Here is a 24337-nt window from a genome sequence, read left to right as displayed (position 1 = left end):
AACGGAGGCAGAAATGGCTCGCGCAGACGTCGATGTCACGGAACAAAAACGCTTGAACGACGCGCATACGGCGCAAGTGCCATGGAAGCAGTGGGGGCCGTACCTGAGCGAGCGGCAATGGGGAACCGTCCGCGAGGACTACAGCGAAGATGGCGACGCCTGGAACTATTTCACCCACGACCAGGCGCGTTCGCGCGCTTACAGGTGGGGAGAAGACGGGCTCGGCGGACTATCCGACGACCAGCAGCGACTCTGCTTCGCGCTCGCACTCTGGAACGGGCGCGACCCGATTCTGAAGGAACGCCTGTTCGGGCTCACCAATAGCGAAGGCAATCATGGCGAGGACGTGAAGGAATATTACTTCTATGTCGACAGCACGCCCACGCACTCGTACATGAAGTATCTGTACAAGTACCCGCAGCGGGAATATCCGTACGTCGACCTGATCGAGACGAACCGCGAGCGATCGCGAGAAGAACTCGAGTACGAACTGCTCGATACCGGCGTATTCGATGACGACCGGTATTTCGATGTGTTCGTCGAATACGCGAAGCGCGATCCACAAGACATCTTCGTGCGCATTTGCGTGCACAACCGCGGGCAGGACGCGGCGCAGCTTCGAATCCTGCCGACGCTATGGTTTCGCAATACGTGGTCGGAGAACCACGACGATCCCAGGCCGTCGCTGTGCGAAGACGCGCCGGGCGTCATTCGGGCGCGCCATCATGAACTGGGCGACTACTGGCTCTATTGCGAAGGCGCGACGGAACTGCTGTTCACGGAAAACGAAAGCAATGCACGGCGTCTGTGGAATCAGCCCAATGCTTCGCCGTATGTGAAGGACGCGTTCCACGCGTATGTGATCGGCGGGCAACGCGAGGCGGTGAATCCCGCCAGAACGGGAACCAAGGCGGCGGCCCATTGCGTATGCGACGTACCCGGCGGCGACAGCGTGACGATCCGGCTGCGCCTGAGCGCGGCGAGCCGCGACAACGCGTTCGACGGCTTCGAGAACACCTTCAACGAACGCATTGCCGATGCGGACGAGTTCTACGCGCGCATCGCGCCGAAATCGCTGACGGAAGACCAGCGCCGGGTGCATCGTCAGGCGTTGGCGGGCATGTTGTGGGGCAAGCAGTACTACTACTTCGATCTCGAACTGTGGCTGCGCGAGCATGGGAGTCATCCGTTGCTCGACGGCGAGCGGCTCGACGTGCGCAACACCGGGTGGTTCCACATGCTGAATGCGGACGTGATCTCGATGCCGGACAAATGGGAATACCCATGGTACGCGGCCTGGGATCTGGCGTTCCACACGATCTCTCTGGCGCTCGTCGACTTCGATTTCGCGCAGGAGCAATTGCTGCTGATGTTGCGCACCTTGTATGTCCATCCGAGCGGCCAGATTCCGGCCTACGAGTGGAACTTCAGCGACGTCAATCCTCCGGTGCATGCGGCCGCCACGCTTTGGCTCTACCGGTACGGCAAAGAGCTGGGACGGGCCGACCCGCGCTTTCTCGAGCGCTCGTTTCAGGGGCTGATGCTCAATTTCAACTGGTGGGTCAATCGCAAGGACCCGGCAGGACGCAACGTGTTCGCCGGCGGCTTTCTGGGGCTGGACAACATCGGGGTGTTCGATCGCAGCGCGCAGCTGCCGACGGGTGGATCGCTGGAACAGGCGGACGGAACCGCGTGGATGGCGTTTTATTGCCAGTGCATGCTGGAGATGGCGATCATCCTGACGGAATACGATCCGATGTACGAGGAGATCGCTTTCAGGTTCGTCCAGCACTTCATGTGGATCGCGTATGCAATGGATAGGCGCGGCGAACATCCGGACGACATGTGGGACGAGCATGACGGCTTCTTCTATGATCTGCTGCGGCTTCCCGACGGCCAGACCATGCGTCTGAAGATCAGGTCGATGGTGGGGCTGCTGCCGCTGTGCGCGACGACAGTATTCGAGACAGATTCGGTGACACGGTATCCGAAACTGATGGAGCTGATCGCCCAGTTCCGCAAACGCTACCCGGAGCTGCTCGCGCACGTGGCGCCGACGGATACGGGCTTCATCGGCCATCGGGAGCGCAGGCTCCTGTCGATCCTGAACAGACGCAAGCTCGAACGCGTGCTCGGATACCTGCTCGACGAGAATGAGTTCCTCGGACCGCATGGCATCCGTTCGCTCTCCCGCTATCACCTCGATCATCCGTATGTGCTCAACATCGGCGGGACCGATTACAAAGTGCAGTACCTGCCGGCCGAATCCAATACGGGCATGTTCGGCGGGAATTCCAACTGGCGAGGTCCGGTATGGATGCCGGTGAACCTGCTCGTTGTCAGGGCACTGATGAACCTCTACAGCTTTTTCGGCGACGAGTTCAAGGTGCAATGCCCGACCGGGTCCGGGCATTACATGACGCTGTTCGAGGTGACACAGGAAATCGTCCGGCGACTGACGGGTACGTTCTTGCGCGATGCGGATGGAAGACGTCCCGTCTACGGCGGGACCAGCAAGTTTCAGGACGATCCGCACTGGCGCGACCTGATCCTGTTCTACGAGTATTTCCACGGCGACAACGGTGCGGGGCTCGGAGCCAGTCATCAGACCGGCTGGACGGGCCTCGTCGCACCTCTGTTGGACATGTTCGGGCGGATCGATGCTCGAACCGTACTCGACAGCGACCGCTGGCGCGTGATGGCCGGCGCTTCCGCGCACGAGGCGGGCAGCAGCGACAATGCTCTCAACGCGCACCGTCCGTGACCATCGCTCCGGATGTCTTGAGGCCCATGACTATGCCTAGGAGGCTCAAAAGCGTCACAGTAGCGGCCATGATCGCGGCCAGATGCAGACCCTCGGCAAGATGGTCGAACTCCGGCCGCACAAGGGCGCCGAACAACCCCACGCCGAGCACGCCGCCAATCTGACGCGCGGTGTTCAACACGCCCGATGCAATGCCCATGTACGACGGTTCCACGTGCGCCAGCACCGCGGTGTTGATCGACGGCACCGCGAGCGCGACACCGACGCCAACAGTGAGCAGCGGCAGCGCGACTCCTAGCGCACCGCTATCCACCCGCGCGAACGCAAGCGAAACATAGCCGAGCGCCGCCAGTGCCTGGCCGACAAGCATCGGCAGGCGATAACCGAAACGCGCGGTGAGCGAACCCGACGCGACGTTTGCGACTGCGACTACCGCTGTCATCGGCAGGAACGCGAGGCCGGTTTCGAGCGGTGTGTCGTGACGCGCGTTCTGGAAAAACAGACTCATCGCAAACATCAGTCCGTAGTAGCCGAAATTCAGCGACAGCCCCGTTAACGCGCTGACGTTCACCGCGGCATGGCGGAACAGCGCGAGCGGTAAAAGCGGCTGCGCCTGCCGCGCCTCGACGATGACGAACAGCCCGCCCGCAACGGCCGCGACGCCAAGTCCGGTCAACACGGTCATGCTGGTCCAGCCCAGCCTGCCGCTTTCGACAACCGCATACGTCAGCCCGACCAACGCAACGACGGCAAGCGTCTGGCCGGCCAGGTCGATGCGACGCGCCGCGTGACCTTGCGTGTCGGGCGCATGAGCGATGGTCAGCCAGATGCCCGCGACGCCGATCGGCACGTTGATCAGAAAAATGGCCGGCCAGCCGAAGCGGTCGACGAGCACGCCGCCGACCAGCGGCCCCGCCCCCAGCGCGAGCGCCGCGGTGCCCGCCCAGACGCTAACCGCCCTGGCCCGCGCATGCGGGTCCGGGAACGCCGCGCCGAGCAGCGCCAGCGACGACGGCACGCACAGCGCCGCGCCGATGCCCTGCACCACCCGCGACCCAACCAGCAGCGCCGCGCCATCCGACAGCCCGCACCCCACCGACGCGCAGGTAAACACGACGAACCCAGCGACGAACATGCGCCGCGCGCCGAACCGGTCGGCCAATGCGCCAGCGGACAGCAGCAGACTCGCGAACGCCAGCGTGTACGCGTTGACGACCCATTCCAGCGCCGTCGAATCGAGGCCGAGGCCATCGCGCATTCGTGCGAGCGCGACGTTCACCACCGTGACGTCGAGACAGATGATGACGAAGCCGAGGCTCGTCGCGAGCAAAGCAAGACGTGGTGACCGGGCCGGTGAGCTGAGCTGTTTGCGCATGATGTCCGTGCAGGAAGTCGGGCGATGCGGCACCGGGATGGGCCGCAAGCGCCGTGTACGCGGACTGTATTCCCACAGCGAAGATTGATAAACGCACGGCAAATGGCAACAGAACCAATTATTATTGGGGAATGGACCTCCTCAAAGCGATGACCGTGTTCGTGCGCGTAGTCGAAAGCGGCAGCCTGACGGCGGCGGCGGTAGCCTGCGACCTGTCGCCGACGATGGTCGGCAATCATCTTCAGGCGCTGGAAACGCGGCTAGGCGCGACACTCATCCATCGCACCACGCGCAAGCAGCAGATCAGCGCGTTTGGGCAGGCCTACTATGAACGATGCATCGAGATCCTCGGGCTGATCGACGATTCGGAACGGCTCGCGCTCGATCACCTCGCGACGCCACGCGGACGCCTGCGCATAACCGCGCCCGTCGTGTTCAGCAACGAATGCCTGATGCCGGTGATCGCGGATTACTACGAGCGCTATCCCGAGGTGAAGCTCGATATCGTCGCCACCGATGCGCTGTCGGACCTGCTCGACGACGGCTTCGAGGCGGCGGTTCGGATCGGCGCGCTGGGCAATCCGGATCTCGTCGCACGGCCTCTGCAGCCGTACCGTCTGGTGTTGTGCGCGTCACGCGGGTATCTGGCAGCGCACGGCACGCCGTCATCGCCCGACGCGCTGCGCTCGCATCAGTGCCTGACGTACGCGTATCCGCCGCGCTCGGAATGGCACGCGGCGCAGGCCGAATGGAGCCTCGAGGGTCCGGACGGCCGCGTGCGTGTGCCCGTCGACGGCAGGCTGAGGATCGACAATTCGGAAGCGCTGCGACGGGCGGTGTTGCGCGGCCTGGGCATCGCCATGCTGCCCGAGGTCCTCGTGGCCGCGGATCTGCGAGCGAAACGGTTGGTCGAAGTGCTGCCGGCGTTTGCCGCGCCCGAGCGGCCGCTGAACCTGCTGTATCTGCGTGAGCGGCGTACGTCGCCTAAGCTTCGGAGCTTTATTGAATTTATGGTCGAACGCTTCGGCGCGGAAGCGGCATCGCCCAACGGTGCTTGACCAACCCACGCTCAATGCGAATCCTGTTGCCTCCTGCGTAGATTGTCGCGCACACGACGGGCGACCAGAACCGTCAGATAGTCCGTGATTCGTGCGCCTTCGCTGAATTCGATCCATGTCTGCGCGTACATCTGCAAGACCGTTTCCTCTGGCGTGTTGGTGGCGGCGGCAATCTGCTTGATGACTTCCTCGACGTTGCGCGTGACCATTGCCTGCTCCCAGCGTGCGGTGATGAAAGACCGTCACGCGCACGTTACCCGCCTCAGTGCGGCCGTTACTTGATCTGGGTCAATTGATTTCGCCCATGACCGACCACGAGCTGTTTGAGGCGGGTCGCAACGAGGCCTTCACTGAAACACCGGTTTTCCCGACGCATCCTTGACTCTGGTCTTCCACTGCGAGCGGATTTCCGACACGACCGAATCCGGCAACGAGATGTAGTCGAGATCGCTGGCAGCCTGCCCGCCGTTCTTGAACGCCCAGTCGAAGAACTTCAGCGTTGCCGCGCCTTGCGCCGGCTTGTCTTGCGTCGCGTGCAGCAGCACGAAAGTCGCGCCGACGACCGGCCATGCGTCCTTGCCGGGCTCGTTGGTCAGGATCTGGTAGAACGACGTCTTCCAGTCCGCGCCCGAGGCGGCCGCCTTGAAGGTCTCGGTCTTCGGCGCAACCACCGTACCGGCGGAGTTCTTCAGGCTGGTGTAGACCATGTTGTTTTGCTTCGCATACGCCCACTCGACATAGCCGACCGCGCCAGGCAGCCGTTGCACGAAGGCGGCAACGCCGTCATTGCCCTTGCCGCCCGTACCGGTCGGCCAGTTCACCGTCGTGCCTTCGCCGACCTTCGACTTCCACTCCGGGTTCACCTTCGATAGAAAGTTCGTCCAGATGAAGCTCGTGCCCGAACCGTCGGCGCGGCGTACCACGGCAATGTCCGTGTCCGGCAGTTTCATGCCCGAATTCAGCGCGGCGATCGCCGGATCGTTCCATTTCTTGATCTTGTTCAGATAGATGTCGCCGAGCACCGCGCCCGACAGAACCAGTTGGCCCGGCTTCAAGCCCGGCAGGTTGACGACCGGCACGACGCCGCCGACCACCGTCGGGAATTGGAACAGGCCAGTCTTCGCCAGTTCATCGTCCTTCATCGGCGCGTCGGAACCCGCGAAATCGACGGTCTTCGCGAGGACCTGCTTGATGCCGCCCGCTGACCCGATGCCCTGGTAGTTGACCTTGCCGCCCCCCGCCTTATGGTAGGCGTCGGCCCACTTGTTATAGATCGGGGCCGCAAACGTGCTGCCCGCACCGGTGATGTCGACGGTTTGCGCGTGCGCGGCCGCGAGCGGTAGAGCAACGGCAAGAACTGCAATTCCTCGTTTGAACAGCATGGTTTGCCTCCACGAGATTGACTGACCGGATCAATGGTTGCAGCAAGCTTCGCTCCGCGACGCAATTGCTCAACTACGCATCCTGCGGGCCCAGGGAACTTGCGTTGGACTCCCGCAACTTGCGCGGGCGCGCGGTGTTCTTGCGATGATGCATTTCAATCCGCTCCAGCACGTCCGTGTCTGTATTGAGCGTTTCCAGAAGGTTGCGCCCTTTGTTCGGCTTTACGCACCCGGCACGGCTGCCCATCGCTCGAACCTTCAAACTTAAGCACTTCAAGTTACATTCCGTTGACAGCGGGCGCGCTGCGTTCAGCGCGGGCGGGGCGCGGATTGTTCGATGTTAGGAAGAATCGCCCTCCGCGCGCCGCCGAACTACACCGGCTGAGCCGAGCGAGTCCGGGCAAGCGGGTTACTGCTTATCAGTTGGTAGTGGCGTGTCGGTGAGACTGTCCTTGATCGCAGCCATCACAGCGGGCATCAGTGGCTCGCTGCCGACCCCAGCCCCTCCCAGCGCTTGCAGCACAGTGACGATCTTGATCGCGTCATATCGACGGCCACTGCCCACCGCCTCTTCGAAGGCGTTGGCCCGCTGGTTCGCCTCGTCCGGGTCGGCACTGACAAGCAATACGGCATGCGCGAGCACCAGATGGCCCCGTCCATCGCTCGTCCGCATCGCGGCTGGCGCCTGTCGCCAATACTGCGCCGTGCCAGCAATCTTGCGCGCGTCGGTGTCGACTCCCCAAGCCAGATTGAAGCGACCGTCGCAAAATGAACCGTCCACTGCCTGGTAGTGGGTCGTGACGCCGATCAAGCGCAGCGCGCTCGCGATGACTTCGCATAAGTGCAGGTACACCGCCTCGCTCATTTTGCTCGGCTGCTGCTCGACGAAATAAGCCAGACTTAAATTTAGAATCCCGGGGCCCTGCGGTACGAGGCCGCCGCCCGACATGCGTAGCCAGACGGGGCATCCGCTGCGAAGGAAAGCGGAGCGTGCAGATTCGAACTGCGAATAGCGCAGATAGCTGCGCGGTACCACCAAAGACTTCGGCGCTTCCCACAGTTGAGCAACATTGCGGCCACGCGCCGCTAAGTCCAGCAGTGTGTGCTCTGCCTGAAGGGGGTCGTGGACGGTCGGATCAGGTTGGATGAATTCGAATGACATAGTCAAAACGCGAAACACAGCAACTGTCAGGATCGGTTGCAAGACGGCATGGCCGAGGCCGACAAAAGGAAGATCCCGTGGTTTCCGACCGGATCGAGGAATGTGGCATCAGTTTCGAGGCCAGTCAACGTTCGCGTAGAACGAGCACCCGATGGTCAACGTCACTTTGGCGGACTCCCATCGGCGCCAGGCCGCCTGCTCCATGACGCCAGGTTAGCACTCGGCGCCTACCCGCTCAGGCTTCTTGCAGAAATGCAATGCTCTCCTGATTGAATCTCTCGGGCTGTTCATACTGCGCCCAGTTGTCACAGCCCTTGATTTCCACGAGCTGCGCGTTCGGTACGGTCCTGGCGATCGCACGGGCGTTGCTGAGAAACATATTGGGCCCATCACTTGTGGGGCGTCTTGAACAGGGCGTGGCCAGGAACACTGCGCACGGCATTGTCGAGTCGGCCACTACAGGCTGAGTCGTGCCGACCGGGTATTGGCATCCTGATCGAACAGCGTTGAGGCAGGCTTCTGCTGCGCCGCAGAGTTGCCATGCTGTGAAGCGCGCCTCGATGGCAAAGTTACTGAACCAACCGGGGCATCATGATCGTCCCATAGTTGGGGCCGATGCCGTCCATCTGGCTGTTTTTGCAGTAGTTCGGATCGTTGCCCATCTGCACGGTGATGACTGCGTTGGAGCCGCTGCCTGTCTCGTTCAGAATGTGCAGGCACCCGAATGCGACGATCGGCGGAGTGCTCCCCTGTCCACTCGTGACGTTACTCACCACGGCTACCGTCACCCAGGCACAACTACCCGCCGAACCCGCCGGGACCTGACTACACGTTGCAACGTTGTGGAACGCATTGCTATTCAGGCCCGTTTCCAGATAGATCGGTTGGCCGATAGACATCGGACTCGCGTTTCCGCTCGTCATCAACCCGACTATGGCGTCGGAACCAAGCTGGCTGTTAGCAGAAGAGAGGGACGTCCATTGTCCTGCGTTGCAATTGGCGGCCTGGTACGACGCTCTGATCCCGAAGATGTACGGTTGGCCGATCGTCTGCGGAATAGGCGTGCCGTTGTTGGCCGCTTGAGGGTCGGTTGTACTGGTAGCAAGAAGAGGGGAATTGGTCGCCGAATTCCAGTAGGAGTTGTACAGGCATTGCGACATCACGATCGGGAACAGCGCCCCAACTTCGGCGGTTCCAGGACTAGCCACGACCGCGGTCGCCGTCGCACTCGTCTTCAGCGACGCGATGTTCAGCACTTGCGCCAGATACACCGGCACGCTCCCGTTGGAGTCGCTCCCGTCCTTGTGGACCGTCACCTGGACCGCGGGCACGATTTTTCCGCTTGCTACCGGCACAGTGGCCTGCGATACACCAGCCGCAACATTGGTCACATTGACATAGCCGGTAACGACATCCGACGTATGCAACTGCACGGCCGTCCCCTGCACATTGTTCTTCGGTCCGAACGAAACAGCCACGGTCTGCGAGTCGTTCCAATCCGGATTGGCGGCGCTCGCGTTGTTGCAGCTAGCGTTGCTGGCCTGGGTATAGAGGCACTGTGCCCCCGCAAGCGCCGCGGCGTCGGCGGCAGTCTGTGCCTGAGTGCGGGCCACCATCAGATTGCCAATGTCGATTGCGAGCGCCGCGAAGCTCAGGAGCATAAGCAGCAACAGGGCGACCATGATGGCCACCGCGCCCTTCTGCTTCTTCATCGATTTGGCGCGGCGCTGAGTACGCAGGGTATGGACGGTAGGCATGATGTTCTTCTTATTCGTTGTTCATCGTGGCCGTGGAGCTCAAGGTGATCGGCCCCGTCAACGGGTTGATCAGGGGGCCGAGCAGCAAGCCCGTGAACGTGTACGAGACCTTGACCGCCAACGCGGTGCCGAACGACCCGCCTGCGTTGGTTACCGAGACCGATGGCGTGGGGTTCTTCGTCGCAAACGAAATCAGGTACGAGGACGTATAGCCGGTCACGACGCTGGTGATGTCCGTCGTCGTTGGTCTGGGGCTGGTCAGTACGATGCCCGCTCGCGCGCCCTCCCTGGCGGCGTTGGTGATCACAGCCTGGTCGTACAGAGCCAGGCCGAACTCGACGATTCCGAACACAATCAGCAGCAGAAGCGGAAGTACGAGCGCGGTTTCAACGGCCACCACACCCTTTTGCTTTTTTTTCAGGTTCATCATTTGACTCCGCAGGCGGTCACGCAACTTTCACCGACAGCATCCTGTTCGCTAAAGCTTGCGCTCTGCTCTGGACGCTGATTCGGTGGACGCGATCTGGTATTTCGCAAAGGCGCGGCTAGCGCCAGGGAATCGAAGTTGGCGTGATTGAACGGCAACGAGCCAGCACACATCGAGGTAACATCGATGACGTGGCACGTTTGAAATATGATGGAATCGCGACGGTGCTCTTCGCTTGATTTCTCATGATGTCCCCCGACGATGAGTGCCACACTCCGCATGTGATTGCTGAATGCGAAGGGCCTCGGGAAGCCATCTGGTTGTCATTTTGGCTTCCGTTTATGGTTACAAAGCATACGAGCCAAATCGGGAAATTCTGCGCGCTGCCGCACAATTCTTCTGCAATAGCGGCAAAGCGGCGATCGACGACAACCCATTGGAACGGTTCATCCCCTATGAGCAACAGGATCGCGCAGCTTTTCCGGCATCTGACCTCCGGTGTGTATGTAATCGGCGTAGCCGAAGGCGAGCGCCGCAATGCGTTCACCGCGAGCTCGGTGATGCAGGTTTCGTTTGCACCATTGCTGATCGCGCTCGGCATTAGTCCCGAGCATCAGTCGTACGAACTGCTGCGCAGCGGAGCGGTGTTTGCGATCAGCGTGTTACGCGCGGATCAACAGAAACTCGCCGAGCACTTCGGCACGCAGTCGGGCCGCGCCGTCGACAAGCTCGCGACGACTCGCTGGCGTCCCGGCGTAACCGGCGCGCCGCTATTGGTCGATGCGCTCGCGCATTTCGAGTGTCGGGTGGTCGATGACGTCGCGGCGGGAGATCATCGGGTGGTGATCGGGCGTGTCGTCGATGGCGCGCTAGCCGGCGCGGGCGGAAAACCGCTGATCTACGCGGAGACTGGCAATCTCGACATGAGCGAGGCCCTTTATCCCAGCACGTTTTCGTAATGGGTGGCGTGCTGGCTGCTCAATGCCAGTGCCCGCCATGTCCTCCGTGCCAGTGGCCGTAGTGATAGCCGCCACCGCCCCAGTAGCCCCCGATCACCACTGACGGCCCCCACCATCCGTAGTAGCCCGCCCATGGATAACCGTATGGGTAGCCGTACGGATAACCGTAATAGCCCGGATAGCCGTAATACCCGGGATAGCCGTAATAAGCGGGCGCAGGAACCGCGACATACGTGCAATTCTGTCCTGACAACGGCAAGTCGTTCGGCGCCGCATTCGCGCCGGCAGTCCCGCTTGCCGGCGTAGCCGCGTTGCCGGTCGCTGATTCCGTGGTGGCGGTGGCCGCACCGCTGCTGCAGGCGTAATAACCACCCGCTCCCGGATAGTACGAATAGGGACCGTAATAGACGCAGCCACACAGCGCAAATACGCCCGCCACGCCAGTGCATAGACCAACGATTCCGCAACGCATGATCGCTCCCCCTCTCCGGGCGCAGCGCAGCCGTCTCGACACGGCATGGTTTTATTCTAGTCGTCGAATCTTGCATCAGGTACGCGCCTTGCGGAGTGCAGATATTCCGTGGAAATCAGGAGTTTCGACATGGACCTGCCCGATCCTCTCGACCCGAACGCCCCCTCGACTCCCGCACAGCCGGCCGCCGGCGCACGCATCGCCGGCGGTGGCGTTGGCGATGGTCCCGGACCCGAGGTTATGGCCGCCGCCACGCTCGACGGCAACAAGGTAATGTCTTCCGATGGCCAGGACCTCGGCAAGATTTCCGACATCATGCTGGACGTGCGCAGCGGCCGCATCGCGTATGCGGTGCTGACGGAGGGCGCGATTCTCGGCATCGGCGGCACCTTGCACGCAATTCCGTGGCGCGCGCTGACGCTCGACACGAACCGCAAGTGCTTCCGCCTGGACGCCACGGCCGAGCAGGTGAAAAGCTCGCCGGGCTTCGACAAGGACCACTGGCCGGCGATGGCCGATCGCGCATGGGGCGCGTCGGTGCACCAGTTCTATCATCGCGAACCGTACTGGGAAGCCACGCGCGGTGTCGTCGAAAGCGATCCCGCCGTACGTATCGATCCGACCACCGGGATCTGAAGGCCCTGGTTCCGGCGCTCCAGCATCGCTATCTCACGCACGCCACCGTCTTGCGACGAGCACACGAGGCGTGGCGCGCGGCAAAGGAGAAACGTCGATGATCCGACGCGCACTAATCAATCGAAAGAACATATCCTTCGTCGCGTGGGTGGCAATCGGCACGGGTTCGGTATTTCTCAGCCTTGCGCTTCCGCTGCCCGCGCTGGGCGCATTCGTGGTCGGCGCTTGTTGCGCGTATGCGGGGCGTACCGGGCGGCGGCAGGGCGCGAACCCGGTCGTCGGTTTGCTGGAGCGCAAGCAACCAGAGGTCGTCGACGACGTGAATCAGCAAGCACCGGCAACGAATTCGACGCACGAGGCGAGCGAGACGGAAGACGAAGCGGCGACGCGTTGAAGTGCCGCATTCGCACGCTCGCCGCCGGGCGGCCACTCACACACATCAAAACCGATAAACACGCTCGGCGTTGTCATGAAACAGCGCACGCTGCCCTCGCGCTGAAAAGTCCTTCGTAATCGCCTTGAACGCGTTGAAGACCGCGTCGTAACTGCTGAACAGCTTGTCGACCGGGAAGTCGCTCGCGAAGATGCAACGCTCGACGCCGAACGCCTCGATCGCGTGCAGCACGTACGGACGGATGCTGTCGACAGCGCTTTCGCACCCAACGACGCCGGCGCGAAATTGGGGCGAAGGCGCACGAATCAAACAGGCAAAAAACGGCGAAGGAAAAACGGATAATGCATGGCAGTCTGTCTCTTGCGCAGTGGTGCACTGCGCCATATCGGTATCGGTGCGGCTTACGGACAGAATGGCAGTGCGCATCACTCGCGACCAAGGCGGCTCCATCCAACTGCAACTGCAACTGCAACTGAAAGAAATTTCACTATGCGCATCCCACCGCTGAAGGCGATCATCGCGTTCGAAAGCGTTGCCCGCACGAAAAGCGTGAACCGCGCGGCCGACGAACTTGGCCTGACCGCGTCGGCGGTGAGCCATCAACTGAGCAACCTCGAATCGATCATCGGGCAGGCGCTGTTCCAGCGCTCTGGCCGCGGCCTCGTGCTGACGCCGACCGGCGAGCGTTATCTGGCCGACGTGACGGGTTCGCTCGCGGACCTGAGCCGCGCGACCGAACGCGCGTCGAGCCGTACCGACGTCGAGATCCTGCGCGTGCATTCGAGCCCGAGCTTCGGCCTGATGTGGCTGCTGCCGCGGCTGTCGTCGTTCCAGGAAGCGAACGACGACATCCAGCTGAACGTCGCCTGCTCATACGAAAACGTGTCGTTCTCGAACGGCTTCTACGACATCGACGTGCGCCACGGCTACGGCAACTGGACCAATGTCGAAGTCAAAACGGTGCGCGGCGAGTTCATCGCGCCACTCGCGTCGCCGAAGTACCTCGCGCAACATCCGGTGAAGACGCCGGAAGACCTGCTGTCGCATCGGCTGATTTATTCGGAGTCGCCGCTCGTGCAGTGGAAACAGTGGTTCGGCAGGACCGGTGTCTCCGCCGCGCACAAGACCTTCGACTTCTCGTTCGACCGCTCGTACATGTCGCTCGAAACCGCGGCGCTCGGGCTCGGCATCGCGCTCGAAAGCCTGATGCTCGCATCGGTGAAGATACGCGAAGGCCTGCTCGTGCCCGTGTTCGACGCCAGCTTCGCGGTCGAAGTCGGTGCCCATCATCTCGTCTATCCGGCGCAGAACGCGGACCTGCCGCGCGTCGAGCGCTTCCTTGCGTGGATCGAGCGCGAAGCGGCCGCCGACTTGCGGGGCTGAATCCGGGCTTTCGTTTGCATCCGGCTGCACGCCTCGCATAGCGCCGGGCGTGCGCTCCCTCCGTCATCTGAATTTTTCTCAGCTATTGCTGAACGTTTCCGCGTTGATCCGGGCGCCTCGCGAGCCGACACTCTGGGCACCAGTCAACACACAGGAGACAAACCATGTTGCTCGAGAACCGGACCATCATCGTGACGGGTGCGGCGTCGCCGCGAGGCATCGGCAAGGCCACGGCCCGCGCGCTGGCCGCGCAAGGCGCACGCGTCGTAATCCTCGATCTGCGCCGCGAAGATGCGCAAAGCGCGGCCGCCGATCTCGGCGCGAAGCATCTCGGCCTGGCATGCGACGTAACCGACAAGGACGCCTGCATCGCGGCCGCGCGCGAGACGCTGCAGCGCTTCGGGCGCATCGACGGTCTCGTCAACAACGCGGGGATCACGCAGCCGGTGCGCACGCTCGAGATCGGCGGCAAGGACTTCGACGCGATCGTCGACGTCAATCTGCGCGGCACGCTGTACATGTCGCAAGCGGTGCTTCCGGCGATGAAGGAGCAAAACGGCGGCAGCATCGTCTGCATGTCCTCGGTCTCGGCGCAGCGCGGCGGCGGCATCTTCGGCGGGCCGCACTACAGCGCCGCGAAAGCGGGTGTGCTCGGTCTCGCCAAGGCGATGGCGCGTGAATTCGGCGCGAACCAGATCCGCGTGAACTCGATCACGCCGGGCCTCATCCATACGGATATCACCGGCGACAAACTGACGCCCGCGATGTGCGAGGACATCATCAAAGGCATTCCGCTCGGCCGGCTCGGTGACGCCGCGGACGTCGCGAACGCGTGCCTTTTTCTGCTGAGCGACCTGTCGAGCTACCTGACGGGGATCACGCTCGACGTCAACGGCGGCATGCTGATTCACTGAAACACCGCGCGCCGCCAGGCGGCGCAAGCAACGCACCCGGAACACTATCCGGGGCACGTGGCCGCGGGCACGCGCAGCAGCGCCTGCCGTGGCGCACACAGGAGACATCGATGAAAGCGAAATACACCGCGACCGTTGCAGGCGACGTGATACCGCGAAACGACGAACTCACGTTCGAAGCGCGGACCTATGCGAAAGTCGCCCGGCGGCTGATTCCATTTCTGATGCTGTGCTATCTCGGCGCGTATCTGGACCGCGTGAACGTCGGCTTCGCGAAGCTGCAGATGCTCAACGATCTGCAATTCAGCGAAACGGTGTATGGGATGGGCGCCGGCATCTTCTTTCTCGGCTACTTCCTGTTCGAGGTGCCGAGCAACGTCATCCTTCATCGCGTCGGCGCTCGCCGCTGGCTTGCGCGAATCATGCTGACGTGGGCCGTCATCTCCGCGAGCTTCGTGTTCGTCAGAACACCTACCGCGTTCTATGTGCTGCGGTTTCTGCTCGGCGTAGCCGAGGCCGGCTTTGCGCCCGGCGTGATCCTTTACCTGACCTACTGGTTCCCGGCGGAGCGCCGCGCCAAAGCGTTGTCGCTGTTCTTCATGGCGATTCCGCTCGCGGGCATCATCGGTGGACCGCTGTCCGGCGCGATCATGCATTCGCTGCACGGCGCGTTGTCGATGTCGGGCTGGAAATGGCTGTTCCTGCTCGAAGCGCTGCCATCGCTCGTGCTCGGCATCGCGATTCTGCTGTATCTCGACGACGGCATCGCCAAAGCGAAGTGGTTGAACGACGCGGAGAAAACGCTGCTCACACGCAACGTCGCGAACGATGCGCAACAGACGGTCACCCACGTGTCGATTCGCGACTTCATCGGCGACCGGCGCTTGTGGCTGATGGCGGCGATCTACTTCTGCGTGGTGCTGGGCCAGTACGGCCTGACCTTCTGGCTGCCCACGATCATCCGCAAGGCCGGCGTCGCCGATCCGTTGTGGGTCGGCCTGTTCACCGCGATTCCGTATCTGTGCGCGATCGTCGCGTTGCCGCTGATCGGCATGAGCGCGGACCGTCGCCGCGAGCGTCGCTTTCACCTGGCGATTCCGATGCTGGTCGCCGCCGCTGGCTTCGCGACCTTGCCGCTGCTTGGCAGCGTCGGCGCGTCGATCGTGTGCCTGAGCGTTGCGTCGGCAGGCATTCTCGCTTCGTCGTCGCAGTTCTGGTCGCTGCCGACCGCGCTGCTCGGCGGCATGTCCGCGGCGGCCGGTATCGCCGCGGTGAACTGCTTCGCAAATCTGGCGGGCTTCTTCTCTCCGGCGATCGTCGGCTGGCTCAACGATCTCACCGGCAAGTCCACCGCCGGGCTGATCTTCATTTCCGCCGCGGTGACGCTGGGCGCCTTGCTGGTCTTTCTGGTGCCCGCGCGATCCGTGAACCGATGAACCTCTCTCTCGACCTGCTACAGGAGTTACCGATGGACACTGACACCATCACCGAGTCGGTCACGCTCGCCGAGCGTGCGTACCGCATCCGCCGCAACGCGTTGCTGATGGGCGAAGTACAGGGCCAGGGCTATGTCGGCCAGGCGCTCGACATCGCCGACGTGCTGGCCGTCGCCTACTTCGGCGCGATGCGTTACCGCGCCGAAGACCCCGAGTGGGAAGGCCGCGACCGCTTCCTGCTGTCGAATGGCCACTACGCGATTGCTCTGTACGCGGCGCTGTTCGAAGCCGGCATCCTGCCCGCCGATGAACTCGAAACCTACGGCAGCGACGACAGCCGCCTGCCGATGTCCGGCATGGCGAGCTACACGCCGGGCATGGAGATGTCGGGCGGGTCGCTCGGCCAGGGGCTGACGATCGCCGTCGGCCGCTGCCTCGGTTTGAAGCGCAAAGCGTCTGACTCCTTCGTCTACACGCTGTTCTCCGACGGCGAACTCGACGAAGGCGCGGTCTGGGAAGGCCTGATGTCGGCCGCGCACTGGAAGCTCGACAACCTGATCGCGATCGTCGACGTGAACAACCAGCAGGCCGATGGTCCGTCGACGCAGATCATGGCGTTCGAGCCGCTCGTCGACAAGCTCGAAGCGTTTGGCTGGTACACGCAGCGCGTGGACGGCAACGACATCGACGCGGTGAAGCGCGCCTTCGATAACGCGCGGCATCACGACAAACCGCAACCGCGCATCATCGTCTGCGATACGCAGATGGGCTGCGGCGTGCCGTTCCTCGAAGCACGCGAGAAGAATCACTTCATCCGCGTCGATGCACACGAATGGCAACTCGCGCTCGAAGCGCTCGAAGCCGGGAGACAAGCATGAGTACCGTTGCAAATAAACCGCGCCTGAAGACCTCGGCGATGATCGCGTCGATTGCGGCCGAAGGACAGGTCACGCGTTCCGCGCCGTTCGGTCATGCGCTGGTCGAACTGGCTCGCACGAAGGCGAACGTGATCGGCATGACGGCCGACCTCGGCAAGTACACCGACCTGCATATCTTCGCGAAGGAATTTCCGGACCGCTACTACCAGATGGGCATGGCCGAGCAACTGCTGATGGGCGCGGCCGCCGGCTTCGCGCACGAAGGCGCGCAGCCATTCGTCACGACCTACGCGGTGTTCGGAACGCGCCGCGCGTACGACTTCATTCATCAAACGATCGCCGAAGACAACCTCGACGTGAAGATCGTCTGTGCGTTGCCGGGCCTGACGACCGGCTACGGTCCGAGTCACCAGGCGGCCGAAGATCTCGCGCTGATGCGCGCGATGCCGAACATGACGGTGATCGATCCGTGCGACGCGCTCGATATCGAGCAGATGGTGCCGGCCATTGCCGCACACAAAGGGCCGGTCTATGCGCGCCTGTTGCGCGGCAACGTGCCCGCGGTGCTCGACGAATACGGCTATCGCTTCGAACTGGGCAAGGCGAAGCTGCTGCGCGACGGCAATGACGTGCTGCTGATCTCGTCGGGGATCATGACGATGCGCTCGCTCGAAGTCGCGAAGGCACTGGAGGCAGACAACGTCGGCGTGGCGGTGCTGCACGTGCCGACCATCAAGCCGCTCGACACCGCGACGATCCTGCGCGAAGCGAAGCGCACGGGCCGCATGGTGATCGTCGCTGAGAACCATACGGTGATCGGCGGGCTCGGCGAAGCCGTAGCGCGCACGCTGCTCAGCGCTGGCGTTACGCCGCCGTTCCGGCAAATCGCGTTGCCCGACGAGTTCCTCGCTGCCGGTGCGCTGCCGACGCTGCACGATCGCTATGGCATCTCGACTAACGCGATGGCTACGTCGATCAAAACGTGGCTCGGTTGACGACGCACATTGTCATGCCACCGCGCGGGCCTCGTCGGCTTTACACCCCGATGGTCCGCGTCGTCTTCAGCGCGATCCATGTCATGCCTTCACGCAGTCCTTCGAGTACCGCTTCTCTTTCCACGGCGAACACCTGCGATTGCTGAAAGGTGCGTTCGAAGTCACCTTCGGGCGACACATGCTTGACATGGATCGTCGCCTGAAATCCGCCTTCTTGCGCCTCCTCCGTATGGACACTCACGGACCAGGTTCCTTGCTGCGCGTTTGCTGATATGGTCATTGGATGCTCCTCGGTTTGTCGCGTGCGGCTGCCACCGTCAGCGTAAGGCCGTGCAACGCCAGTCTCGTTGATCCAGGTCAAGTGTCGACGCGAACCGTGAGTCACGCTCGACGCCGATCGCTCGCCCGATGCCTTCAGCTTCGCTTCAGATTCGCGCGAGCGCGTGAAAACCCTGCCGGGAAAACGCGCAACGACCCGTGCATGCGACATGCTACCGGCGCAGCGATGCACCGCGCGCGCATCGATTTCGCGCCCATCGCCCCGAGGTTTCGCGGTAAGCTTTTGCGACGTACCCGCGCCACGAGTTCGTGCCGGCGCGGCAACGCTGCCCTCATGATCGACGAACGCCGGGGTTCATCATGTGGTACGCCTTTATCGATGCACAACAACGCCTCGCTCGCGCGATGGTCGGGGGAGTTCTAACCGATTCGGGGTCGATGCAGAGCGCGCAAACGGGCTGGCTCAGCCCCAATCATGCGACCGACGCGTTCAGCCACTGGCTGCTGCGGTCCACCTGCGCTTTCGGGCGAACACCGCCATTCGCGATCCACTCGGTTGCCGTCGACGGTAGCCGCGTGAGCGTCGACGAAAGCGTCGTCGCCTCGCTGCCGCTCGGCGCGCTGCTCAGGTTCAAGCGCAACCTGCCCGCACCACTTACCCACACAGAACCACCCGTGCTGTTGTGCGCGCCACTCGCCGGACATCACTCGGTGATGCTGCGCGAGACCGTAGAGACACTGCTGGAACAACGTGACGTCTTCGTGACCGATTGGGCCGATGCGCGCGACGTACCGCTCGAGGCGGGCCCGCTATCGCTCGACGACTACGTGCAGGCGCTCGATAGCTTCGTCGCCACCGCCCGCGCGTTCGGGTCGCCGGTTCATGTGCTCGCGATCTGTCAGGCGAGCGTGCCCGTGCTCGGCGCCGCGGCGCTGCTCGCCATGGACGAGGCCGCGCCAATTGCGAGCATCTCGCTGCTGGGTGGCCCGATCGATACGCGTTTGAACCCGACCGTCACCGACCGCTTCGCGAGTTCGCATACCCTCGAGTGGTTCCACGATCATGCGATCGATATCGTTCCACCGCCCTATCGCGGCGCGGGACGTCTCGTGTATCCGGGATTCATCCAGCAGGCCGCGATTTTTGCCGCGCATCCGGAGCGGCAGTTGCGGCTCGAAGCGGACTACTGGTCCCGATGGCTCGCCGGCGACATGCCCGGTGCGCAGCGGGCGCTGCGCTCGGCAAACGAGTATGCGGCGGTCCTCGATATGACGGAGTGCTACTTCCTCGACATGCTTCGCGTGGTGTTTCACGAACATCTGTTGCCGCGCGATCTGTGGTCGGTCGCCGGGCGCCGGGTGCGAATCGCCGCGCTACGCGATACCCCGCTGTGCACGATCGAGGGCGACAGCGACGAGATCACCGGCGCGGGGCAAACCCATTGCGCGCATGCGCTGTGCGATACATCGCCGATGCGGACCGCGCGGCAGCTCACCATCGAGCAGTGCAATCACTACGATCTGTTCATCGGCCCGCGTTGGCGCGATGCGGTTTGTCCCGGCCTCTGCGAATTCTGGCGCGATGTCGAACACGCCGCGTCGGAGGTTTGCCAGCCGCGCCGCGTGGCCAGAAGTTCGGCAAACCGCAGATCGGCTTGAGGTGGCCGCGAAAACGCCGGCAGTCCGCGCGTCGCGTCACGACGCAAGCTCGCTCAGTTCCCGCGCTCCGTGCCGATTGCGGCTTCGAGGGCCAGTTCCGCCACATCGAACGCGCGGCGGATCGCCGCTTTCGCGTCGTCGTCAGCGCAGTGCGCGATGGGCTTGAGTTCGCGCGCGGGCGTGACGAGATCGAGCCGCACGTCATACAGCGGACGCGACGACCCCGGACGCAACGCCTCGATGGCGAGATGGCAGTGCGACACGAGCGCGCCAAACCGCGCGAGGCGCACCAGCTGCGCACCTGCTTCGGCTTCGAGCGGAGCGGCACCCGCGAAGCCAAGGTAGACGATCTGCATGTCAATGCCCATCTTCGCCTCCCGTTGCGATCATTGATCGGACCTGGTTCCGATACACGCAGGTCCAGGCGCTCGTTATGGGCTTATCTTGTTCTTACCCCAGAGGCGGTCATTGACGTGGGTCAAGCGCGGTGAAGGCGCTCGCCCTCAATGCATATGCATACCCCCATTGATCGCAATATCGGCACCGGTGATAAAAGCCGCCTCCTCGGAGCACAGAAACGCGATCAGCGCGGCCACCTCGTCCGGACGTCCGAGCCGGCCGACCGGAATCTGCGGCAGGATCTTCGTATCGAGAATCTCGCGCGGCACCGCTTCGACCATCGCGGTCGCGAGGTAACCGGGCGACACCGTGTTCACCGTGACGCCGTGCTTCGCGGTTTCGAGCGCAAGCGCCTTCGTAAATCCGTGCACGCCCGCTTTGGCCGACGAATAATTGGTTTGCCCGTAGGCGCCGCGCGAGCCGTTGACCGACCCCACGTTGACGATACGGCCGTGGCACCGCTCGAGCATGCCGGGCAACAGCGGCTTGGTCATGTTGAACAGGCCATCGAGATCGGTGCGCAGCACGGCGTCCCAGTGCTCCTTGCTCATCTTCGCGAAGCTCGTGTCTTGCGTGATGCCGGCGTTGTTGATCAGCACGTCGACCCTGCCCAGGTCGGTCAGCACGCGTTGCGCGCAGCGCGCGCAGGAATCGAAGTCGGCGATGTCGGCTTCGTATGCGTGAAAGTCGCGCCCCGTGTCGCGCTCGTGCTCAAGCCATGTCGGCACGTGATCGTTGTGCGTCGAGTGCGTCACCGCGACGGTCATACCCGCGTCATGAAGCGCCCGGCTGACCGCCGCGCCCAAACCGCCCATCCCGCCTGTCACCAATGCCACGCGATCCGTTCCCATCTGAACTCCTCCTTGCCGTGTCTGCCACTGACGGTGCGCGCGCCGGCTTTGCCGGCCCGCGCGGCTAAACGACACCCGCGAACGGCAGCGCGTTCTGCGAGCCCCACCACCACGCGCTCAGGCCGCCCGCGAGCGGCGCGACGCCCGGCGCGATGCCGCACGCCGCCAGCCACCACGCATACCAGGCAGAGCAAGCGCGGTTGGCCTCGTCGAACCAGTCGGCCTCGTGCTGCACGGCGAAGGCGATCGACTCGCTCCAGTCGGCGAAGCTCCACTGCGCGTACTCGCGCGCCGCGCGCTGCACGGTCTGATACGCCGACGCGTAATCGAACCAGCCTTCGGGCTGTACGAACGCCGTCGAGGTCCGGGGTAAAGCGCAGCGCCCGAGCGGCGCGTCGAATCCGGAAGCCATCATCGCTGCCCTCCAGAGCACAGCATAGGATTGCCAGGCGCGGTTGCAAACCGTCGATCGCGTCTGCCGCCGTATCGAGCGCGCGACGGCCCGCGCTTGATCTGCGTCAATCGCCCCGGCCGCCGGGCTCATAGACTCCATTTGACAGCGGGCGCAAGCCCGCTTGCGCCCGTTTCCCACGTTCTGTCACGGAGCTTTGGCGATGAGCTACAAAAGCATTCTCGTTCACCTCGATACGAGCGTTCGTGCACATCCGCGCCTCGAGATCGCATTGCAGCTCGCGCACCGCTTTCATGCGACGCTGACCGGCCTGTATTCGACGTACGTGCCGCCGCGGCACGCGTTCTTCGTGATGGCCGGCACCGCCGACTACTACGCGGAGCACGAGCGCCTGCGTCACGAGCGTGCCAGCGCGCTGGAGCGGCTGTTCCGCGCGGAACTCGCGCGCGCGAACGTCGACGGCCACTGGATCGCCGCGAACGGCTACGCGAACGACGTCGTGCCGCCCTATGCGCGGGTCGCCGATCTCGTCGTGCTCGGCCAGACCGACCCGGCCGACCCCGAGGCGTTCGTCGCCGAACAGTTCGTCGAGCACATCGTGCTGTCGGCCGGGCGCCCGGTGTTGCTGGTGCCGTCGAGCGGCACCTTCGCGGCGCCGGGCCGCCACGCGCTGATCGCGTGGGACGGCAGCCGCGAAGCGACCCGCGCGATCCACGACGCGCTGCCGTTCCTCGCGCATGCGGCAAAAGTGACGCTGCTGACGGTGCATTCGTCCGCCGATCGTCCGCCGCAGGGCATGGCTGCGGGCGACGACATCGCCCTCACCGTCGCGCGTCACGGCGTGAAGATCGACGTGCGCGAGCTGAGCGTCGCGGACCGCACGCCGGTCGGCGACGCGCTGCTGTCGCAGGCGGCCGACCTCGGCTGCGACCTGATCGTGATGGGCGCCTACGCACATTCGCGCCTGCACGAAGTCGTGCTGGGCGGCGCGACTCGCACGATGCTCGAGTCGATGACCGTGCCGGTGCTGTTGTCGCACTGAAGTGCGCGCTTAAGGAGCCGCCATGTTTCACCGCCTACTCGTCGCGCTCGACGGCAGCGCCACCGCCTCGCGTGCGTTCGACGCCGCGCTGACCCTCGCCGCCGAATCGGGCGCCGAGCTGATGCCGCTGTACGTGATCGACGTACCCATCATCGCTTACGACGCGCCCGGCTTCGACCCTTCCACGATCGAGGACGCGTTCATCGAGGAAGGCAAGCGGATCGCGGCCGACGCCCAGAACCGGATGAGCGCGCGCGGGGTCACGGGCACGGCCCGCACCGTCGAAGCCGCGATCACCGGCGAAGACGTCGCGCATCGGATCGTCGAAACGGCGCGCGAATGGCACGCCGACGCGATCGTGATGGGCACGCATGGCCGCCGCGGGTTTCAACGGCTGATGCTCGGCAGCGTCGCCGAGCGCGTGCTGCGCCGCGCCTGTTGCCCGGTGCTGATGATTCCCGCCCAGGCGAGCAGCGCGGCGCGCGCTTAGTCAGCCCCGGCGAGCGCCGACAGCGGACTCACCTGAGCGAATCCACCTGAGCCGCTAGAAACCGGCTGCTGCGCGGCGCGGCGCTTCAGGGCCGCGGGTGGCCTTGTTCGTCATGCCGCACGATCAGCACCGGTATGTCGGTCGCCCGTACCAGCGACTCCGCGACGCTGCCGAGCAGAAAGCGCTGCACGCCATGGCGGCCATGCGTGCCCATCACGATCAGATCGGCCTGGATTTCGTCGGCGACGCGCGCGAGTACCGCCGACACGTTTTCGGCGTAAGCGTCGATCACCCGCACGCCGCCCGGCACCTGCGCCTCGCGCAACAGCTCGCGCGGCCCATCGAGCGCGCGGCTGGCGAAATCTTGCGCCGCGCTCGCCGGCTCCGGCTCGAAAGCCACGTCGGCATTGTTCGACCACTTGCCGTGCCCCACCACGCAGCAGGCTTCGAGCGTGGCGCCCGTCAGCTTCGCGAGCTTCAGCGCCTCGGCGAAGGCGCGCTGCGCGCTGGGACTGTCGTCGAGTGCAACCAGAATTCGTGCATACATGTCGGACTCCCTCTGAAAGCGCTGGCATGACCCGAAGTGGCGCCGTCGCGCGTTTGCACCGACAGTGTGAAGCGCGCGCCGCCACGCGGCTTGACGCAGGTCAACGGGCCGCCGCTCGGCGTCGCCGCCGCTGGACGACATCGCCAGCAAGCCACTAGGAATATTCCTACAACCACTGCCTGAACTCCTAGCACCGCTTAAAGCGCCGCCGATATATTTCCAAGGTTAGGTCGCCAATACTGGTCGGTATGGACAGCCCCCCGTCAGCCACCTTATCGAGAGTTTTTCTCGTCGACGATGCGACCGAGGTCCGGCGCCGGCTTGCTTGTCTGATCGCGCTGATTCCCGGCATCGAAATCGCCGGCGAGTCCGCGGGCGTCGAGCACGCGTTCGACGACATCGTCGCGAGTCGCGCCGATGTCGCGGTGCTGGACCCGTGTTTCTCGGGCAAGACCGACCTGCTGCTGCTCGCTGCGCTGTCGCGGGCGCGGCCGTCCATCGTCAGCATCGTGCTGACCAATCATGACGCGACGGCGTTTCGCCGCGCGTGCGAAGCGGCGGGCGCCGACTTCTTCTTCGACAAGACCTCGGAGTTCGAGCTCGCCTGCCGCGCCATCGAAGCGATTGCCTATGCGCGCCGTGCGCATCGGGTCTGACCGCCAGGAG

The 24337-nt window shown here is 63.7% G+C and carries 28 protein-coding genes; 14 read left to right on the top strand and 14 right to left on the bottom strand.

The window, feature by feature from the left end; translation table 11 throughout:
* Positions 1–13: 13 nt before the first annotated feature.
* Positions 14–2764, top strand: coding sequence for a glucosidase (locus AB3X89_RS00215; protein ID WP_368581257.1), 2751 nt, complete (start codon positions 14–16; stop codon positions 2762–2764).
* Here the strand turns inward: AB3X89_RS00215 and AB3X89_RS00210 are convergent.
* On the bottom strand, positions 2745–4139 hold the full coding sequence (locus tag AB3X89_RS00210) for an MFS transporter (RefSeq protein ID WP_368581256.1): 1395 nt from the start codon (positions 4137–4139) through the stop codon (positions 2745–2747). The genes AB3X89_RS00215 and AB3X89_RS00210 overlap by 20 nt on opposite strands.
* A 131-nt stretch (positions 4140–4270) precedes the next feature.
* Between AB3X89_RS00210 and AB3X89_RS00205 the strand changes: the two genes are divergently transcribed.
* The gene (locus AB3X89_RS00205; RefSeq protein WP_368581255.1) at positions 4271–5197 is read left to right on the top strand and encodes a LysR family transcriptional regulator; all 927 of its coding nucleotides are present in this window, start codon (positions 4271–4273) and stop codon (positions 5195–5197) included.
* Positions 5198–5208: 11 nt separating this feature from the next.
* Here AB3X89_RS00205 and AB3X89_RS00200 read toward each other — a convergent pair whose 3' ends face one another.
* From AB3X89_RS00200 to AB3X89_RS00175, 6 genes are all read right to left on the bottom strand, one after another.
* Positions 5209–5406, bottom strand: coding sequence for a DUF3562 domain-containing protein (locus AB3X89_RS00200; protein WP_368581254.1), 198 nt, complete (start codon positions 5404–5406; stop codon positions 5209–5211).
* Positions 5407–5544: 138 nt separating this feature from the next.
* Positions 5545–6579, bottom strand: a complete 1035-nt coding sequence (pstS, locus tag AB3X89_RS00195; protein ID WP_368581253.1) for a phosphate ABC transporter substrate-binding protein PstS — start codon at positions 6577–6579, stop codon at positions 5545–5547.
* A gap of 409 nt (positions 6580–6988) precedes the next feature.
* Positions 6989–7741: a lipoate--protein ligase family protein gene (locus AB3X89_RS00190; protein WP_368581252.1), complete on the bottom strand. Its 753-nt coding sequence runs from the start codon at positions 7739–7741 to the stop codon at positions 6989–6991.
* Between the two features lie 235 nt (positions 7742–7976).
* Positions 7977–8120 (bottom strand): alpha/beta fold hydrolase, encoded by a 144-nt coding sequence (locus tag AB3X89_RS00185; RefSeq protein WP_368581251.1) that lies wholly within the window; start codon positions 8118–8120, stop codon positions 7977–7979.
* 190 nt (positions 8121–8310) lie between these two features.
* A complete protein-coding gene (locus AB3X89_RS00180; protein ID WP_368581250.1) occupies positions 8311–9498 on the bottom strand; it encodes a pilus assembly protein TadG-related protein in 1188 nt (395 codons plus the stop codon).
* 10 nt (positions 9499–9508) lie between these two features.
* Positions 9509–9928, bottom strand: coding sequence for a TadE/TadG family type IV pilus assembly protein (locus AB3X89_RS00175; RefSeq protein ID WP_368581249.1), 420 nt, complete (start codon positions 9926–9928; stop codon positions 9509–9511).
* Between the two features lie 452 nt (positions 9929–10380).
* Between AB3X89_RS00175 and AB3X89_RS00170 the strand changes: the two genes are divergently transcribed.
* A complete protein-coding gene (locus tag AB3X89_RS00170) occupies positions 10381–10884 on the top strand; it encodes a flavin reductase family protein (RefSeq protein WP_368581248.1) in 504 nt (167 codons plus the stop codon).
* A 19-nt stretch (positions 10885–10903) separates the two neighbouring features.
* On the opposite strand, the gene AB3X89_RS00165 is transcribed toward AB3X89_RS00170, so the two are convergent.
* Positions 10904–11356 carry a hypothetical protein gene (locus tag AB3X89_RS00165; protein WP_368581247.1) on the bottom strand — a complete coding sequence of 151 codons (453 nt, stop codon included), beginning with the start codon at positions 11354–11356 and terminating at the stop codon, positions 10904–10906.
* Positions 11357–11485: 129 nt separating this feature from the next.
* On the opposite strand from AB3X89_RS00165, the gene AB3X89_RS00160 reads away from it, so the two are divergent.
* Complete coding sequence (locus tag AB3X89_RS00160; protein WP_368581246.1) at positions 11486–11992, top strand: PRC-barrel domain-containing protein; 507 nt, start codon at positions 11486–11488, stop codon at positions 11990–11992.
* A 97-nt stretch (positions 11993–12089) separates the two neighbouring features.
* Positions 12090–12386: a hypothetical protein gene (locus AB3X89_RS00155; protein ID WP_368581245.1), complete on the top strand. Its 297-nt coding sequence runs from the start codon at positions 12090–12092 to the stop codon at positions 12384–12386.
* Positions 12387–12431: 45 nt separating this feature from the next.
* Here AB3X89_RS00155 and AB3X89_RS00150 read toward each other — a convergent pair whose 3' ends face one another.
* Complete coding sequence (locus AB3X89_RS00150) at positions 12432–12770, bottom strand: amidohydrolase (RefSeq protein ID WP_368581670.1); 339 nt, start codon at positions 12768–12770, stop codon at positions 12432–12434.
* A gap of 105 nt (positions 12771–12875) precedes the next feature.
* On the opposite strand from AB3X89_RS00150, the gene AB3X89_RS00145 reads away from it, so the two are divergent.
* The 5 genes from AB3X89_RS00145 to AB3X89_RS00125 all read left to right on the top strand — a co-directional run bounded on the left by AB3X89_RS00145 (position 12876) and on the right by AB3X89_RS00125 (position 17992).
* Complete coding sequence (locus tag AB3X89_RS00145) at positions 12876–13769, top strand: LysR substrate-binding domain-containing protein (RefSeq protein ID WP_018436002.1); 894 nt, start codon at positions 12876–12878, stop codon at positions 13767–13769.
* A 164-nt stretch (positions 13770–13933) separates the two neighbouring features.
* Positions 13934–14683: an SDR family NAD(P)-dependent oxidoreductase gene (locus AB3X89_RS00140; RefSeq protein WP_368581244.1), complete on the top strand. Its 750-nt coding sequence runs from the start codon at positions 13934–13936 to the stop codon at positions 14681–14683.
* Positions 14684–14793: 110 nt separating this feature from the next.
* Positions 14794–16119: an MFS transporter gene (locus AB3X89_RS00135; protein ID WP_368581243.1), complete on the top strand. Its 1326-nt coding sequence runs from the start codon at positions 14794–14796 to the stop codon at positions 16117–16119.
* A 32-nt stretch (positions 16120–16151) separates the two neighbouring features.
* Positions 16152–16997 (top strand): transketolase, encoded by an 846-nt coding sequence (locus tag AB3X89_RS00130; RefSeq protein WP_368581242.1) that lies wholly within the window; start codon positions 16152–16154, stop codon positions 16995–16997.
* Positions 16994–17992, top strand: coding sequence for a transketolase family protein (locus tag AB3X89_RS00125; protein ID WP_368581241.1), 999 nt, complete (start codon positions 16994–16996; stop codon positions 17990–17992). The genes AB3X89_RS00130 and AB3X89_RS00125 overlap by 4 nt, the downstream gene beginning before the upstream one ends.
* Before the next feature lie 40 nt (positions 17993–18032).
* Here AB3X89_RS00125 and AB3X89_RS00120 read toward each other — a convergent pair whose 3' ends face one another.
* A complete protein-coding gene (locus AB3X89_RS00120; protein WP_368581240.1) occupies positions 18033–18272 on the bottom strand; it encodes a hypothetical protein in 240 nt (79 codons plus the stop codon).
* A gap of 359 nt (positions 18273–18631) precedes the next feature.
* On the opposite strand from AB3X89_RS00120, the gene phaZ reads away from it, so the two are divergent.
* Positions 18632–19930, top strand: a complete 1299-nt coding sequence (gene phaZ, locus AB3X89_RS00115) for a polyhydroxyalkanoate depolymerase (RefSeq protein ID WP_368581239.1) — start codon at positions 18632–18634, stop codon at positions 19928–19930.
* A gap of 53 nt (positions 19931–19983) precedes the next feature.
* On the opposite strand, the gene AB3X89_RS00110 is transcribed toward phaZ, so the two are convergent.
* From AB3X89_RS00110 to AB3X89_RS00100, 3 genes are all read right to left on the bottom strand, one after another.
* Positions 19984–20298 (bottom strand): hypothetical protein, encoded by a 315-nt coding sequence (locus tag AB3X89_RS00110; protein ID WP_368581238.1) that lies wholly within the window; start codon positions 20296–20298, stop codon positions 19984–19986.
* 135 nt (positions 20299–20433) lie between these two features.
* Positions 20434–21180 (bottom strand): acetoacetyl-CoA reductase, encoded by a 747-nt coding sequence (gene phbB, locus AB3X89_RS00105; protein WP_368581237.1) that lies wholly within the window; start codon positions 21178–21180, stop codon positions 20434–20436.
* Positions 21181–21244: 64 nt separating this feature from the next.
* On the bottom strand, positions 21245–21595 hold the full coding sequence (locus AB3X89_RS00100) for a polyketide synthase (RefSeq protein ID WP_368581236.1): 351 nt from the start codon (positions 21593–21595) through the stop codon (positions 21245–21247).
* 199 nt (positions 21596–21794) lie between these two features.
* On the opposite strand from AB3X89_RS00100, the gene AB3X89_RS00095 reads away from it, so the two are divergent.
* A complete protein-coding gene (locus tag AB3X89_RS00095) occupies positions 21795–22634 on the top strand; it encodes a universal stress protein (protein WP_368581235.1) in 840 nt (279 codons plus the stop codon).
* A 22-nt stretch (positions 22635–22656) separates the two neighbouring features.
* Positions 22657–23124 (top strand): universal stress protein, encoded by a 468-nt coding sequence (locus tag AB3X89_RS00090; RefSeq protein WP_368581234.1) that lies wholly within the window; start codon positions 22657–22659, stop codon positions 23122–23124.
* A gap of 85 nt (positions 23125–23209) precedes the next feature.
* Here the strand turns inward: AB3X89_RS00090 and AB3X89_RS00085 are convergent, their stop codons facing one another.
* Positions 23210–23671, bottom strand: coding sequence for a universal stress protein (locus tag AB3X89_RS00085; protein ID WP_368581233.1), 462 nt, complete (start codon positions 23669–23671; stop codon positions 23210–23212).
* Between the two features lie 248 nt (positions 23672–23919).
* Between AB3X89_RS00085 and AB3X89_RS00080 the strand changes: the two genes are divergently transcribed.
* Complete coding sequence (locus AB3X89_RS00080) at positions 23920–24327, top strand: response regulator (RefSeq protein ID WP_368581232.1); 408 nt, start codon at positions 23920–23922, stop codon at positions 24325–24327.
* Positions 24328–24337: the final 10 nt, after the last annotated feature.

This window comes from Paraburkholderia sp. BR14320 (assembly GCF_040948665.1).
GTDB classification, from domain to species: domain Bacteria; phylum Pseudomonadota; class Gammaproteobacteria; order Burkholderiales; family Burkholderiaceae; genus Paraburkholderia; species Paraburkholderia youngii.
The sequence above is the reverse complement of the archived record's forward strand: the minus strand, read 5'-3'. Positions and strand labels throughout refer to the sequence as shown.

Bases quoted from the DNA above. Each gene is read 5' to 3' on its own strand.
- AB3X89_RS00085 (WP_368581233.1), bottom strand. From the start codon at position 23,671: ATGTATGCACGAATTCTGGTTGCACTCGACGACAGTCCCAGCGCGCAG.
- AB3X89_RS00100 (WP_368581236.1), bottom strand. From the start codon at position 21,595: ATGATGGCTTCCGGATTCGACGCGCCGCTCGGGCGCTGCGCTTTACCC.
- AB3X89_RS00215 (WP_368581257.1), top strand. From the start codon at position 14: ATGGCTCGCGCAGACGTCGATGTCACGGAACAAAAACGCTTGAACGAC.
- AB3X89_RS00185 (WP_368581251.1), bottom strand. From the start codon at position 8,120: ATGTTTCTCAGCAACGCCCGTGCGATCGCCAGGACCGTACCGAACGCG.
- phbB (WP_368581237.1), bottom strand. From the start codon at position 21,180: ATGGGAACGGATCGCGTGGCATTGGTGACAGGCGGGATGGGCGGTTTG.
- AB3X89_RS00170 (WP_368581248.1), top strand. From the start codon at position 10,381: ATGAGCAACAGGATCGCGCAGCTTTTCCGGCATCTGACCTCCGGTGTG.
- AB3X89_RS00125 (WP_368581241.1), top strand. From the start codon at position 16,994: ATGAGTACCGTTGCAAATAAACCGCGCCTGAAGACCTCGGCGATGATC.
- pstS (WP_368581253.1), bottom strand. From the start codon at position 6,579: ATGCTGTTCAAACGAGGAATTGCAGTTCTTGCCGTTGCTCTACCGCTC.
- AB3X89_RS00095 (WP_368581235.1), top strand. From the start codon at position 21,795: ATGAGCTACAAAAGCATTCTCGTTCACCTCGATACGAGCGTTCGTGCA.
- AB3X89_RS00130 (WP_368581242.1), top strand. From the start codon at position 16,152: ATGGACACTGACACCATCACCGAGTCGGTCACGCTCGCCGAGCGTGCG.
- AB3X89_RS00145 (WP_018436002.1), top strand. From the start codon at position 12,876: ATGCGCATCCCACCGCTGAAGGCGATCATCGCGTTCGAAAGCGTTGCC.
- AB3X89_RS00210 (WP_368581256.1), bottom strand. From the start codon at position 4,139: ATGCGCAAACAGCTCAGCTCACCGGCCCGGTCACCACGTCTTGCTTTG.
- AB3X89_RS00155 (WP_368581245.1), top strand. From the start codon at position 12,090: ATGATCCGACGCGCACTAATCAATCGAAAGAACATATCCTTCGTCGCG.
- AB3X89_RS00165 (WP_368581247.1), bottom strand. From the start codon at position 11,356: ATGCGTTGCGGAATCGTTGGTCTATGCACTGGCGTGGCGGGCGTATTT.
- AB3X89_RS00080 (WP_368581232.1), top strand. From the start codon at position 23,920: ATGGACAGCCCCCCGTCAGCCACCTTATCGAGAGTTTTTCTCGTCGAC.
- AB3X89_RS00150 (WP_368581670.1), bottom strand. From the start codon at position 12,770: ATGGCGCAGTGCACCACTGCGCAAGAGACAGACTGCCATGCATTATCC.
- phaZ (WP_368581239.1), top strand. From the start codon at position 18,632: ATGTGGTACGCCTTTATCGATGCACAACAACGCCTCGCTCGCGCGATG.
- AB3X89_RS00110 (WP_368581238.1), bottom strand. From the start codon at position 20,298: ATGGGCATTGACATGCAGATCGTCTACCTTGGCTTCGCGGGTGCCGCT.
- AB3X89_RS00090 (WP_368581234.1), top strand. From the start codon at position 22,657: ATGTTTCACCGCCTACTCGTCGCGCTCGACGGCAGCGCCACCGCCTCG.
- AB3X89_RS00160 (WP_368581246.1), top strand. From the start codon at position 11,486: ATGGACCTGCCCGATCCTCTCGACCCGAACGCCCCCTCGACTCCCGCA.
- AB3X89_RS00205 (WP_368581255.1), top strand. From the start codon at position 4,271: ATGGACCTCCTCAAAGCGATGACCGTGTTCGTGCGCGTAGTCGAAAGC.
- AB3X89_RS00180 (WP_368581250.1), bottom strand. From the start codon at position 9,498: ATGCCTACCGTCCATACCCTGCGTACTCAGCGCCGCGCCAAATCGATG.
- AB3X89_RS00190 (WP_368581252.1), bottom strand. From the start codon at position 7,741: ATGTCATTCGAATTCATCCAACCTGATCCGACCGTCCACGACCCCCTT.
- AB3X89_RS00175 (WP_368581249.1), bottom strand. From the start codon at position 9,928: ATGATGAACCTGAAAAAAAAGCAAAAGGGTGTGGTGGCCGTTGAAACC.
- AB3X89_RS00135 (WP_368581243.1), top strand. From the start codon at position 14,794: ATGAAAGCGAAATACACCGCGACCGTTGCAGGCGACGTGATACCGCGA.
- AB3X89_RS00200 (WP_368581254.1), bottom strand. From the start codon at position 5,406: ATGGTCACGCGCAACGTCGAGGAAGTCATCAAGCAGATTGCCGCCGCC.
- AB3X89_RS00120 (WP_368581240.1), bottom strand. From the start codon at position 18,272: ATGACCATATCAGCAAACGCGCAGCAAGGAACCTGGTCCGTGAGTGTC.
- AB3X89_RS00140 (WP_368581244.1), top strand. From the start codon at position 13,934: ATGTTGCTCGAGAACCGGACCATCATCGTGACGGGTGCGGCGTCGCCG.